This is a genomic window from Sphingomonas sp. NBWT7 (genome assembly GCF_014217605.1).
In the GTDB taxonomy this organism is placed as follows: Bacteria; Pseudomonadota; Alphaproteobacteria; order Sphingomonadales; family Sphingomonadaceae; genus Sphingomonas.
Genome location: NZ_CP043639.1, coordinates 1,937,974 through 1,950,245 on the forward strand (window position 1 = coordinate 1,937,974; position 12,272 = coordinate 1,950,245).

The following is a 12,272-nucleotide window of genomic DNA, read 5'->3' on the forward strand; positions in this document are numbered from 1 at the left end:
CGCTCAGGCGAATTCGGGAACGCGCATCGCCTCGGCCGCAATCGCGATCGAGTGCTTGCGCGCATCATGGTCGTAGATGCTGCTCGTCAGCATTACCTCGTCGACCCCGGTGCGCTTGACGAACGCCGCGATCCCCGCCGCGATCTCGTCGCGCGTGCCGACCGCGCTGCACGACAGCACATGGTCGAGAATTGCTGAATGCGCGCGCGGCAGGCTCTCGCGATAGCCCTCGACCGGCGGCTTCATCTTGCCCGGGTTGCCGGTACGCAGCGCGACGAACGCCTGCTGCTGCGAGCTGGCGAGATATTCCGCCTCAGCATGCGTGTCGGCGGCGAAGACGTTGAACCCTGCCATCGCATAGGGTTTCTCGAGTTGCGCAGAGGGGCGGAAATCGCGGCGGTAGATCGCCATCGCCTGATCGAGCGCATCGGGCGCGAAGTGCGACGCGAAGGCATAAGGGAGGCCAAGGATCGCCGCGAGCTGCGCGCCATAGGTCGACGAGCCGAGGATCCATAGCTGCGGCGCCGCGCCCGCGCCGGGGGTCGCCTGAATGCCGGTGCGACCGTCATCGGCGAAATAGCTTTGCAGCTCGACGACGTCGTTGGGGAAGGCGTTGGGATCGGTATCGAGATTGCGCCGCATCGCGTGCGCAACGCGCTGGTCGCTGCCGGGCGCACGCCCCAGACCAAGGTCGATCCGGCCGGGAAACAGCGCGTCGAGCGTGCCGAACTGCTCGGCGATCTGCAGCGGTGCGTGGTTGGGCAGCATGATCCCGCCCGCGCCCACCCGGATCGTCTTCGTCGCCTGCGCGACGTGCGCGATCACCACCGACGTCGCCGCCGATGCGATCCCGGCCATGCCGTGATGCTCCGCTACCCAGTAGCGGTTGAACCCCACCGCCTCGGCATGCCGCGCGAGATCGGCGGCGTTGTGGAGCGCGTCGGCGACCGTGCGGCCTTCGACGACAGGGACGAGATCGAGCAGCGAATATCGGGTCATGGATTGAATGTGGGCCGAAGGGTTGCGGATCGCAACCATCCCCCGCTTCGCCTGGCCAAAGCTTCGCTATGCGGCTTCGGGAAGGCGCCTGGCACCGTGGCCGCGGCCGGCATGCGCGCAAAACAGTCGGGGTTGCCCGCGCGGGCGCGCGTCGCGTAGAGCCCGCAGCCGATGCCACCGGCCCTCGATCACGTCAGCGCCTGGATCTTCGATCTGGACAATACGCTCTATCCGTCGAGCGCCGATCTGTTCGCGCGCATCGACGCCAAGATGACCGACTATATCGCGCGGTTGCTCGATCTTGACCCGGTCGAGGCGCGGCGAATCCAGAAGGCGTATTTCCTCGGCCACGGCACGACGCTCGCCGGTCTGATGGCGGAGCATGACGTCGATCCGCACGATTTCCTCGACTACGTCCATGACATCGAGATGGATGTGCTCGAACGCAATTTGCCGCTCGTCGCCGCGGTCGCCAAGCTGCCCGGCCGCAAGGTCGTCTTCACCAATGGTGACGCGCCCTATGCGCGGCGTGTGCTCGATCGCCTCGGCCTCGGCGAGAGTTTCGAAGCGGTGCACGACATTCACGCGATGGAGCTCGCGCCCAAGCCCGCGCCGTCGGCCTATGCCGGGCTGTGCAAGGCGTTGGCGATCGATCCGGCGCGCGCGCTGTTCGCCGACGACATGGCGCGCAACCTCGCGCCCGCCAAGGCGATCGGCATGACGACGGTGTGGGTCGACAACGGATCTGAGCAGGCCGCCGACGCCGATCGCAGCTTCATCGATTACACCACGCCCGATCTGACGGCGTGGCTTCAGGGGATATTGGAACCGGCATGAGCGAACTCGCAACCACCATCGACGCCGCCTGGGAGAACCGCGCCGAGATCGGCCTTTCCACCAGCGGCGAGGTGCGTATCGCGGTCGACCGCGCGCTGGCGCTGCTCGACAGCGGCGCCGCGCGCGTCGCCGAGCCCGACGGCGCCGGCGGCTGGCGCGTCAATCAGTGGCTCAAGAAGGCGGTGCTGCTGTCGTTCCGCCTCAACGACAATGCGCTGATCGACAACGGGCCCGGCGCCGGTCACTGGTTCGACAAGGTGCCGTCGAAATTCTCCGGCTGGAGCGAAGGCGAGTTCCGCGCCGCCGGCTTCCGCGCGGTGCCCGGCAGTGTGGTGCGGCGCGGCGCCTTCGTCGGCAAGGGCGCGATCCTGATGCCGAGCTTCGTCAATATCGGCGCGCATGTCGGCGAAGGAACGATGGTCGATACCTGGGCGACAGTGGGCAGCTGCGCGCAGATCGGCAAGAACGTCCACCTGTCGGGCGGCGCTGGCATCGGCGGCGTGCTCGAGCCGTTACAGGCCGATCCCGTCATCATCGGCGATGGCGCGTTCATCGGCGCGCGCTCCGAAGTCGCCGAAGGCGTGCGCGTCGGCGAGGGCGCGGTGCTCTCGATGGGCGTGTATCTCGGCGCCTCGACCAAGATCATCGATCGTGCGACCGGCGAGACCTTCATCGGCGAAGTGCCGCCCTATGCCGTGGTGGTGCCGGGCACGACCGGCGGTAATCTGGGCCTTTACTGTGCGGTGATCGTCAAGCGCGTCGACGAGCGGACGCGGTCGAAGACGAGCATCAACGAGCTGCTGCGCGACTGACGCCGGACGCCTACTCTCCCCCGCGGTCGGCGAGCGGGGTAGTTTCGCACTATCTGAACGGGTCGTTGTTTCAGGTTCATGCAACCCGAGCCACAAGTGCACGTTACGATCGCGTCACTGCTTTTTTAGACCCGATCCGAAAGGGAGAGTATCATGCGTAAGATGTTGCTGGCGCTGGGCGCCTCCGCGATGGTTCTGCCAACGCTCGTCGCCACCACGACCGAGGCGGATGCCCAGCGCCGCTACAAGTATCGCGAATGGCGCGGCAATGACGGCCGCCTGCGCTGCCGCAAGCCGAACGGCACGACCGGCCTCGTCGTCGGCGGTGTCGCTGGCGCGCTGCTCGGCCGCACGATCGACACGCGCGGCGACCGGACGCTGGGCACGCTCGGCGGCGCCGCGGTCGGCGCGCTGGCCGGTCGCGAAGTGGAGCGCGGGACGAGCAGCCGTCGCTGCCGCTGAGCGATCTTCCTCTGTGAAGCCTTTCGGGGGCGCGATCGTTACGGTCGCGCCCCTTTTGGTTTGCAGGAGACGTTTTCCATGCCCGTTCACAGTGGTTCCGCCCGATACGAAGGCCTCGGCAAAGACGGCAAGGGCTGGGTATCGACCCAGTCGGGCGCGCTGGCCGACCAGTCCTACGGCTTTGCCACGCGCTTCGAAGACACGTCCGGAACCAACCCCGAGGAACTGATCGCCGTGGCACATGCCAGCTGCTTCACGATGGCACTGAGCTTCGCGCTCGCGCGTGCCGGGCACACCAAGGGCACGCTGGAAACGCACGCCAAGGTCAGCCTGGAAAAGGACGGTGACGGCTTCACCATCACCAAGTCCGAACTCGATCTGCGCGCGAGCGTGTCGGGGATCGCTGCCGACGACTTCGATCGCATCGCGGCGGAGGCAAAGGCCAATTGCCCGGTATCCAAGGTACTTAACGCGGAAATTACGTTGAAGCATTCGCTTGCCGAGTAACTGACGGTCGCATGAACGCGACGTAGTTTCTGGTTCACGCAACTACGTCGCCTTTTCGTTGTTCTACCCGCATCGTCATCAAGGAGTAACGTGATGCGTATCGTTCTTGCCGCGGCGCTCGCCGCGACCACTGTTGCCGCGATGCCCGCCACCGCCCAATCGGGTGCTGCGCGCGAGTATCGCCAGGATGTTCGTGAGGCACAGCGCGACTACCGTCGCGATCTGCACAACGCCGACTCACAGCGCGACGTGCGCCGCGCTAACCGTGAGTATCGCCGCGAAGTACGCGACGCCCGCCAAGATTATCGCCGCGACTATCGCCAGTGGCGCCAGTTCGACTATAATCGTCTGCCGCCGGGCCAGCGCTATTACTACGCCGACAGTTTCTATCGTGACGGCCGCTACTACCAGCCGCGTCGGCTGTCGCGCGCGGACCGCATCTATCGCGGCAATAACGGCCGCTACTATTGCCGCCGTGGCGACGGTACGACCGGGCTGATCATTGGCGGTCTGGGCGGCGGCGTGCTCGGCAGCCTGATCGCGAACGGCCGGTCGAACACGCTCGGCGCGCTGCTCGGCGCGGGCGCGGGGGCGGCGCTCGGCGCGTCGATCGATCGCGGCAACGTGGTCTGCCGTTGATTTAAAAGCTTTCTGCCGGAAGTAACGGCGCGTACCCGGGGGCTCGGCGAGTGATCGCCGGGCCCTTTCCGTTTTCGATCGGCCGACGGCGCTTCGGAAGCGATAGATCTATCGGCTGACCGGCGTTTGCTCGTTTCGTGTAGGACGCTGCTCGATCGATGAAGGGATCGCAGCTGCGCAGCAGGAGTCGGCGCCGTTGGGCGGACGATCGAACCTCGCCGCCGCAGGGCGCGTCTGCTAGCGCCCGATCGATGACCGGCCCCTCCCCCCGCATCCTCGGCGCGATTCTGGCAGGTGGGCAGTCTTCGCGCTTCGGCGCGGACAAGGCGCTGGCACTGCTTGGCGGCAAGACGCTGCTCGATCACGTCGCCGCGTCGCTCGCGCCGCAGGTCGACGCGCTTGCCGTCGTCGGGCGCGCGTACGCCGATATCAACAGCATCGCCGACGTGCCGCGACCGGGACTCGGCCCGCTCGGCGCACTCGCTGGCGCATTGCGCTACGCCGTGGAGGGTGGCTTCGGCGCGGTGCTCAGCGTGCCGTGCGATGCGCCCGTGCTACCCGGCGATCTGCGCCGGATCCTTTCAGGCGACGGCGCGGCGTATCTTCGCGACCTGCCGGTGATCGGCTGGTGGCCGGCGATGCTGGCGAGGCCGCTCGCGCGCTGGCTCGACGACGACAATCCGCGCAGCGTGCGGCGTTGGGCCGACACTGTCGGCGCGCGCGCGATCGCCGTCGATCGGCTGCCCCCCAACATCAACACGCCCGCCGATCTCGCGGCGCTCGGCGGCTGAGCGCGGCTTAGCCGATCCAGCGCCAGATGCCCGCGCGCCACCCGGCGAGCGGGATGTGCGCCCAGGTGGCAACCAGCCAGACGAGCAGCCCGCCGGCGAGCGCGTGCATCCCGATTTTCCCGATGCGTGCGCGCCCGGCAGCAATCGCAGCGAACGGCCAGTAGCTCGTCCGCGCCTGCCACGCGGCCCAGAAATCGGGCTGCAGCCGCGCCTTTTTACGATCCTGCAGGTGCGCGCCGACGAGCGCGAGGATAACGATCGCGAGCGAGAGGACGATGTTCGACGGATCGGGATAGACGAGGATGTGGACGATGCCCCATACGGCGAAGCCCCACATCATCGGGTGGCGCGTAATCGCGAAGACGCCGCGCGCCTCCGGCACCGTGTCGGTTCGCGCCTCGGGCAGCGCAGGATTGCGCACCAGCGACCCCATGAAGAGGATCGCGCCCGCCGCCATCGCCACGGTGCCGATCGCCCATAATGCGTCGCCGACAGGCCACAGCGGCGCGGCGGGCGGCGCGGCGCGATACGCCAGCGCGAGCCAGATCAGCGTAGCGAACGCGACGAGGCTGTAGGTCCCTAGGAACCCGCGCTCCCCCGCCGCGCGCACGATCGGCGCGCGCAGCGGATGCGACAGGAGAAAATGCGTCCCCACGAACGCGATCACCGCCAGCACCACGTTACCCATTACCGCCTCCTATAAGTAAGCGGCGTCAACATGGCGCAAGCCGCGCTATCCCGCAAACGGCAATTGATAGTCCGTCATACGCTGGCGGATCAGCTTCTTGTCGATCTTGCCCGTTGCGCCGAGCGGAATCTCGTCGACGAAAACGACGTCGTCGGGCATCCACCATTTGGCGATCTTGCCGTCGAGGAAGCCGGTCAGATCCTCCTTCGCCGCCGCTTCGCCGGGCTTGAGCTGACACAGCAGGATCGGCCGCTCGTCCCATTTGGGATGCGCGACGCCGATCACCGCGGCGAGCGCCACTGCCGGATGGCCGGCGGCGATATTCTCGATCTCGATCGAGCTGATCCACTCGCCGCCCGATTTCACCACGTCCTTGGCGCGATCGGTGATCGTCATGTAGCCGCGTCGATCGATTGTCGCGACGTCGCCGGTATCGAAATAGCCGTCCGCGTCGAGGATCTCACCGCCCTCGCCGCCGAAATAGGATTCGACGATCGTCGGCCCCTTGATCTTGAGCCGACCGAACGTCTCGCCATCGTGCGGCAGCGGCGTTCCCGCGTCGTCGGTCAGCTTGAACTTCAGCCCGCACATCAGCCGGCCCTGCTTGATCTTGTGCGCGACCTGCGCGTCCGCATCCATCGCCGCAACTTCGGCGTTCGGCGAGGAGAGTGTGGCCAGCGGCGACGTCTCGGTCATCCCCCAGCCCTGCACCACCTCGACGCCGAATTCGTCGCGGAAGGCGCGCACCAGCATCTCGGGCACCGCCGAACCGCCGATGGTCACGCGCTGCAGCGTCTCGAGCTTGCGGCCGGAACTGCGCAGATATTGCAGCAGCCCCTGCCACACCGTCGGCACCGCGGCGGAATAGGTGACGCCCTCCTGCTCGATCAGGTCGCAGATCGATTGGCCGTCCATCTGCGGCCCCGGCAGCACCAGCTTGGCGCCGACCGCGGGCGCGGAATAGACAACGCCCCACGCGTTGGCGTGGTACATCGGCACCACGAGCAGCACCGTGTCGCGCGCCGACAGCGCGAGTGCGTCGGCCTGCAGCGTCAGCATCGTGTGGAGGTAGTTCGAGCGGTGCGAGTAGAGCACACCCTTGGGATTGCCCGTCGTGCCGCTGGTGTAGCACAGCCCGCAGGCGAGGTTCTCGTCGAACCCGCCCCAGGCATATTCCGCCGGCTCGCCCGCGATCCAATCATCGAACGCGGTCGCGGCATAGTCGGTCTGCGGCATCGACGCGGCGTCGCACAGGAAAATCACGCGCTCGATCCCCGGCGCCTGCGGCAGCAGCTGCGCGATCGTTTCGGCGCAATTGGGATCGGCGAGCAGGATGCGATCGCCGGCGTGGTTGGCGATATAGGCGATCTGTTCGAGGAACAGCCGCGGGTTGAGCGTGTGGAGCACCGCGCCCATGTTCGTCGCGCCGTACCAGGCGGCGAGGTGGCGATGCGTGTTCCATCCCATCGTCGCGACGCGATCGCCCTGCCCGATGCCGGCACGCGCGAGCGCAGACGACACGCGCTTCGCCATTGCATGCACCGCCACGTAATCGCTGCGGGTGACAATGCCGGCGGCGTCGCGCGACACGATCTCGCGCGTGCCCGACCAGGTCGCGGCGTGATCGAGGAACGTGTCGACCGTCAATTGCCCCGACTGCATCAGGCCCAGCATTGATCTTCTCTCCGTCGTGAACGTGCAGGGTCCATCCCCGCACGCATCGTTATCGTGTTTTCCGACCCGACTGTGCTGCACGCGCCGTGCCTGCACAAGTCCGGCCACGGCGTACGCGTCACGCCGCCTGCGCCGCCTTCCAGTCGCGCTTCACCTTCTTCGCAAGGCTCCATTTGTGCACTTCCGTGGGACCGTCGTAGATGCGGAAAGCGCGGATCTCGCGGAACACCTGCTCGACGATCGTGTCGCCGCTGACGCCCGTCGCACCCATCACCTGGACGCAGCGATCGGCGATGCGCATCAGCGCCTCCGACACCGCAACCTTCGCCATCGAGCTTTCCACCGTGCCGAGCACGCCGGTGTCGAGCACGTCGGCGCACCAATCGATCATCAGCTCGGCCTGTTTCAGGTCAATCAGATTCTCCGCCAGCATGAAACCGACGCCCTCGTGATCGACCAGCGGCTTGCCGAAGGCGTGGCGGCGGTTGGCGTAATCGGTCGCGATCTCGTGCGCGCGGGCGCACGCGCCGTGCCAGCGCATGCAGTGCGTGAGACGCGCCGGCGCAAGGCGGACCTGCGCGAGCTTGAAGCCGTCGCCCGGATCGCCGAGCATCTGGTCCGCCGGCACGCGCAGATTGTCGATCGTGACCACCGAATGGCCGCCGGGCATCGAACTGTCGATCGTGTCGAGCACGCGCTCGATGCGGATTGCAGGATCGGGCAGGTCGACGAGGAACATCGACGCGCCTTCATCGGCCTTGGCCATGACGATGCCGACTTTCGCGCCGTCCGCGCCGGTGATGAAGGTCTTGCGGCCGTTGATCACCCAGTGATTGCCGTCGCGCACCGCGGTGGTGCGCATCATCGACGGGTCGGATCCGGCGCCGCCGCCGCCCCCGCCTTCACCCCCGCCGTCCATCGCCGGCTCGGTCATGAAGAAGGCGCTGCGCGCCTCGCCGCTGACGAGCGGCTTGAGGAAGCGTTCCTTCAGCTCAGGGCTCGCCTTCTTGCCGAGCAGGTACATGTTGCCCTCGTCGGGCGCCATCACGTTGACCGCCAGTGGCCCGAGTGGTGACAGGCCCGACGCGCGCAGCACGTCCGCCGTCTCGCGATGCGTCAGGTGGTCGCCATCGGGCAGGATGTGCGGCGTCAGCACGCCGGCGGCGCGCGCCAGCCCGCGCATTTCCTGCACCAACGCGTCCGACGGCCCGTGATCGCCGCAGCGCGGATCGCGTTCGTACGGCACGATCTGTTCGCGCACGAACGCTTCGACTTTGGCGGCGATCTCCTGGCCTCTCGTCATCGTCATTCCCGCATCATTGTTGCCCGAGCCTTAGGCTCTTGTCGTGTTTCATTTCGTGTCGCCAGCGTTATCGGCGCGGCGTCGTTGGTCAGTCGAGCAGCGCGAGCAGGCGCCGCGCGCTCTTGAGGTGCGGGGCGTCGATCATGCTGCCGTCGAGTTGCAGGGCGCCCGCGTGCGGGTTCGCATCGAATGCTGCGACGACGGCGCGGGCGTGCGCGATCTCGGCGTCGCTGGGGGTGAAGGTCTGGTTGATCACCGCGACCTGCGTCGGGTGGATCGCCATCATCCCGGTGAACCCGTCGCGCCGGCCGCGCGCGGCGTAGCCGGCGAGGCCATCGAGATTGCGGAAGTCGGGGAACACCGTCTCGATCGCGGGCACGGCGGCGGCGTGTGCGCCGAACAGCGTGAGCGCGCGGACGACGCGATAAGGATCGGTGTAGCTGCCGTCGTCCTCGCGCGCGGTCATCGCGCCGATCGCGGCGGGCAGATCCTCCGCCCCCCAGGTGACCCCGGCGAGGCGCCCTGCCACCTCGGCGAAGGTCCCGAGGCGGAACACCGCCGCGGGCGTCTCGCTCGCGACAGGCAGCACCAGGTAATCGCCCGGCAGCCGATCGACCAGCATCGCGACCGACTCGGCGCCCTCGGCCTTGGGCAGCACGATGCCGTCGAGCGCCAGGCCCGCCAGCGCGTCGAGATCGGCCGCAGCCTCGTCGCTGTCGATCGGATTGATCCGCACGAAGATCGCCGGGCCGTCTTCCTCACGCGGCGCGGCGATCCAGTCGCGCACCGCAGTGCGCGCTTCGGGCTTGCGATCGGGCACCACCGAATCCTCGAGATCGAGGATCAGCGCGTCGGCGCCGGTGGCGACCGCCTTGGGGAAACGCTCGGGCCGGTCGCCGGGCACGAACAGCAGCGAGCGCAGCCTCACTTGCCCATCTCCGCCAGCTTGCGTTCCCAGGCGAGCGCGTCGCGCACGATCCCGTCGAGATCGGCGCGCTTCGGTCGCCAGTCGAGCGCGGCGAGGATCGCGCTGTTGTCCGCCACCAGTTCCGCCGGATCGCCCGCGCGGCGGCCCTCGATGCGGCGCTCGATCGTCATGTTGGTGACCCGATCGACCGCGTCGAGCACCTCGAGCACCGAGAAGCCGCGGCCGTAGCCGCAGTTGAAGGTGAAGCTCCCGGTCGGTGCGGCGATGAGCTGCTCGAGTGCCGCGACATGCGCGTCGGCGAGGTCGGACACGTGGATGTAATCACGCACGCCGGTGCCGTCGCGGGTCGGGAAGTCGGTACCGAAAACGCCGACGGCGGCGCGCGCGCCCGTCGCCGCCTCGACCGCGATCTTGATGAGGTGAGTCGCACCCACTGTCGATTGCCCGCTGCGCGCCTGCGGATCGGCTCCGGCGACGTTGAAATAGCGAAGCGCGCCGTAGTTGATCGGGTGCGCCGCCGCGACATCGCGCAGCATCGCCTCGGTCATCAGCTTCGACATTCCATAGGGATTGATCGGCGCCTGCGGATCGCCCTCGGTGATCGGCGACTTGGCGGGATTGCCGTAGGTCGCGGCGGTCGAGGAAAAGATGAAGTGGGGGACGCCCTCCGCCACCGCGCTCTCGATCAGGCTGCGCGTCGCGGCGGTGTTGTTACGATAATATTTGAGCGGGTTCTCGACCGATTCGGGCACCACCACCGAACCGGCAAAATGCATGATCGCGCGGACGTTGTGATCGCGGATCACCTCGCGCACGCCCGGATCCTCGACCGCGATCTCGACAAAGGCGGCGCGGCGGTCGACCGCCCAGTCGAACCCGGTAACGAGATTGTCGATCACCACCACATCGTGGCCGGCATCGAGCAGCGCAAGCACCGCGTGGCTGCCGATATAGCCGGCCCCGCCCGTCACCATCACCTTGCCGCCCAGCTCCATCCCGATCTCCTCTTTGCGCGGGCCCTAGCGGCTTCCTACATTGGCGGCAAAGGAGACTGCATCCATGACCGAATATGCGACGCTGGCCGGCGGCTGCTTCTGGTGTACCGAGGCCGTGTTCAAGGACGTGATCGGCGTCGAGAGCGTCGAGAGCGGCTATATCGGCGGCACCGTCGACGATCCGACGTACAGGCAGGTGTGCAACGGCGATACCGGCCATGCCGAGGCGATCCGCGTCGGCTTCGATCCCGAAAAGGTGAGCTACGGCGACCTGCTCGACATCTTCTTCGCGACGCACGATCCGACGCAGCTCAACCGCCAGGGCAACGACGTCGGCACGCAATATCGCTCGGCGATCTTCCCGATGACGGTGATGCAGGAGGAGCAGGCCAATCAGGCTATCAAGCGCGCGCAGGAGGATCAGTCGAAGCCGATCGTCACGACGATCGAGCAGGCGGACAACTGGTTCCCGGCGGAGGATTATCACCAGGACTATTGGGATACCGAGGGCAAGCGGAACCCCTATTGCATGGCGGTGATCCCGCCCAAGCTGCAGAAGCTGCGCAAGAGCTTCGCCGCGCGCTCCAAGGCGGCGACGGTCGCGGCCTGACGCGATGGTGTTCGATCTCCGCTCAGCGCTGCTGCGCGGGGCGGAGATCGAGACGACGTCGCCGCGTCAGCGATGCGCGGCGCGGCGTAGACGGTCGTTGATCGCAGCGCCGATCCCGGTCGCCGGCACGGGTGCCATAGCGATCCGTTCGGCGGGCGCGGCATCGGCGCGGTGCAGCGCGTCGAACAGGCGCGCCGCCGCTTCGACAAGGTCGCCACTGGCCGACAGCGTGTCGTCACCAGTGACCGCGCCGAAGCCGATCAGCCATTCGCCCGCCTCGCGCGTGGTCGCATCGAGCCGCAGCGGCTTGCGCGGCGCGTAATGCGTTGCAAGCTGCCCCGGCGCGCTGATCCGCGCCCCGCTGGGCGCGAGCGGCAGGCCGAGATCCTCCGCGGTGATCGGCCCCGGCCGCAGGATCGCAGCCCCCGCCGCGCCCCAGCCGACGATCGTCGATTCGACGCCCGCGCTGGTCGGCCCGTCGTCGAGGATCAGCGGCACGCGCGCGCCGAGGCTGGCGGCGACGTGCGCCGCCCGCGTCGGGCTGATCGCGTTGCTCGCATTGGCCGAAGGCGCGGCAAGTGGCCCGCCGAAGCTGCGCAGCACCGCCTGCATCGCACGATGCGCCGGTACGCGGATCGCGATTGTCTCGAGCCCCGCGGTGACGAGCCCGGCGATCCCCGCTTCGGCGCGCAGCGGCAGCACCAGCGTCAGCGGACCCGGCCACCAGCGCACGGCCAGCGCACGCGCGTTCGCGTCGAACACCGCGATCCGCTCCGCCGCGGCGAGATCGGCGACGTGGATGATCAGCGGGTTGAAGCTCGGCCGGCCCTTGGCGCCATAGATGCTCGCCACCGCCGCACCGTGCGTCGCGTCCGCCGCGAGGCCGTAGACCGTCTCCGTCGGCAGTGCGACGATCGCGCCGACGCGCAGCACCGCCACCGCCGCGGCGACGGCATCGTCGCCGAACGGCACGATACGGGGGAGTTGAGCCGTCATCGCCGCACGGTATAGCGGACCCAGCCCGGAG

General features: G+C 67.9%; 14 protein-coding genes. 7 read left to right on the plus strand and 7 right to left on the minus strand.

What is annotated here, in order from left to right:
• Positions 1-3 precede the first annotated feature (3 nt).
• The gene (locus F1C10_RS09590) at positions 4-999 is read right to left on the minus strand and encodes an LLM class flavin-dependent oxidoreductase (RefSeq protein WP_185205729.1); all 996 of its coding nucleotides are present in this window, start codon (positions 997-999) and stop codon (positions 4-6) included.
• Positions 1,000-1,170: 171 nt separating this feature from the next.
• Between F1C10_RS09590 and F1C10_RS09595 the strand changes: the two genes are divergently transcribed.
• The 6 genes from F1C10_RS09595 to F1C10_RS09620 all read left to right on the plus strand — a co-directional run bounded on the left by F1C10_RS09595 (position 1,171) and on the right by F1C10_RS09620 (position 5,047).
• Positions 1,171-1,836: a pyrimidine 5'-nucleotidase gene (locus tag F1C10_RS09595; protein ID WP_185205730.1), complete on the plus strand. Its 666-nt coding sequence runs from the start codon at positions 1,171-1,173 to the stop codon at positions 1,834-1,836.
• The gene (gene dapD / locus F1C10_RS09600; RefSeq protein ID WP_185205732.1) at positions 1,833-2,648 is read left to right on the plus strand and encodes a 2,3,4,5-tetrahydropyridine-2,6-dicarboxylate N-succinyltransferase; all 816 of its coding nucleotides are present in this window, start codon (positions 1,833-1,835) and stop codon (positions 2,646-2,648) included. Before F1C10_RS09595 ends, dapD begins: the two co-directional genes overlap by 4 nt.
• A gap of 153 nt (positions 2,649-2,801) precedes the next feature.
• Positions 2,802-3,110 carry a glycine zipper 2TM domain-containing protein gene (locus F1C10_RS09605; protein ID WP_144037112.1) on the plus strand — a complete coding sequence of 103 codons (309 nt, stop codon included), beginning with the start codon at positions 2,802-2,804 and terminating at the stop codon, positions 3,108-3,110.
• Positions 3,111-3,188: 78 nt separating this feature from the next.
• On the plus strand, positions 3,189-3,617 hold the full coding sequence (locus F1C10_RS09610) for an OsmC family protein (protein ID WP_185205734.1): 429 nt from the start codon (positions 3,189-3,191) through the stop codon (positions 3,615-3,617).
• A gap of 93 nt (positions 3,618-3,710) precedes the next feature.
• Positions 3,711-4,256 carry a glycine zipper 2TM domain-containing protein gene (locus F1C10_RS09615; RefSeq protein ID WP_185205736.1) on the plus strand — a complete coding sequence of 182 codons (546 nt, stop codon included), beginning with the start codon at positions 3,711-3,713 and terminating at the stop codon, positions 4,254-4,256.
• Positions 4,257-4,507: 251 nt separating this feature from the next.
• Entirely contained in the window at positions 4,508-5,047 is a 540-nt protein-coding gene (locus tag F1C10_RS09620; RefSeq protein WP_185205737.1) for a molybdenum cofactor guanylyltransferase, read from the plus strand.
• A 7-nt stretch (positions 5,048-5,054) separates the two neighbouring features.
• On the opposite strand, the gene F1C10_RS09625 is transcribed toward F1C10_RS09620, so the two are convergent.
• From F1C10_RS09625 to galE, 5 genes are all read right to left on the minus strand, one after another.
• Positions 5,055-5,735, minus strand: coding sequence for an NnrU family protein (locus F1C10_RS09625; RefSeq protein WP_185205739.1), 681 nt, complete (start codon positions 5,733-5,735; stop codon positions 5,055-5,057).
• Between the two features lie 45 nt (positions 5,736-5,780).
• Positions 5,781-7,409, minus strand: a complete 1,629-nt coding sequence (locus F1C10_RS09630) for a long-chain-fatty-acid--CoA ligase (RefSeq protein ID WP_185205741.1) — start codon at positions 7,407-7,409, stop codon at positions 5,781-5,783.
• A gap of 118 nt (positions 7,410-7,527) precedes the next feature.
• Positions 7,528-8,712 (minus strand): acyl-CoA dehydrogenase family protein, encoded by a 1,185-nt coding sequence (locus F1C10_RS09635; RefSeq protein WP_219729731.1) that lies wholly within the window; start codon positions 8,710-8,712, stop codon positions 7,528-7,530.
• Positions 8,713-8,800: 88 nt separating this feature from the next.
• Positions 8,801-9,640, minus strand: coding sequence for a CoA ester lyase (locus F1C10_RS09640; RefSeq protein WP_185205745.1), 840 nt, complete (start codon positions 9,638-9,640; stop codon positions 8,801-8,803).
• On the minus strand, positions 9,637-10,635 hold the full coding sequence (gene galE / locus F1C10_RS09645; RefSeq protein WP_185205747.1) for a UDP-glucose 4-epimerase GalE: 999 nt from the start codon (positions 10,633-10,635) through the stop codon (positions 9,637-9,639). The genes F1C10_RS09640 and galE overlap by 4 nt, the downstream gene beginning before the upstream one ends.
• Positions 10,636-10,699: 64 nt before the next feature.
• Here galE and msrA point away from each other — a divergent pair, with 64 nt between their 5' ends.
• Positions 10,700-11,245 carry a peptide-methionine (S)-S-oxide reductase MsrA gene (gene msrA / locus F1C10_RS09650; RefSeq protein WP_185205748.1) on the plus strand — a complete coding sequence of 182 codons (546 nt, stop codon included), beginning with the start codon at positions 10,700-10,702 and terminating at the stop codon, positions 11,243-11,245.
• Positions 11,246-11,311: 66 nt separating this feature from the next.
• On the opposite strand, the gene F1C10_RS09655 is transcribed toward msrA, so the two are convergent.
• Positions 11,312-12,241: an L-threonylcarbamoyladenylate synthase gene (locus F1C10_RS09655; protein ID WP_185205750.1), complete on the minus strand. Its 930-nt coding sequence runs from the start codon at positions 12,239-12,241 to the stop codon at positions 11,312-11,314.
• Positions 12,242-12,272 lie beyond the last annotated feature (31 nt).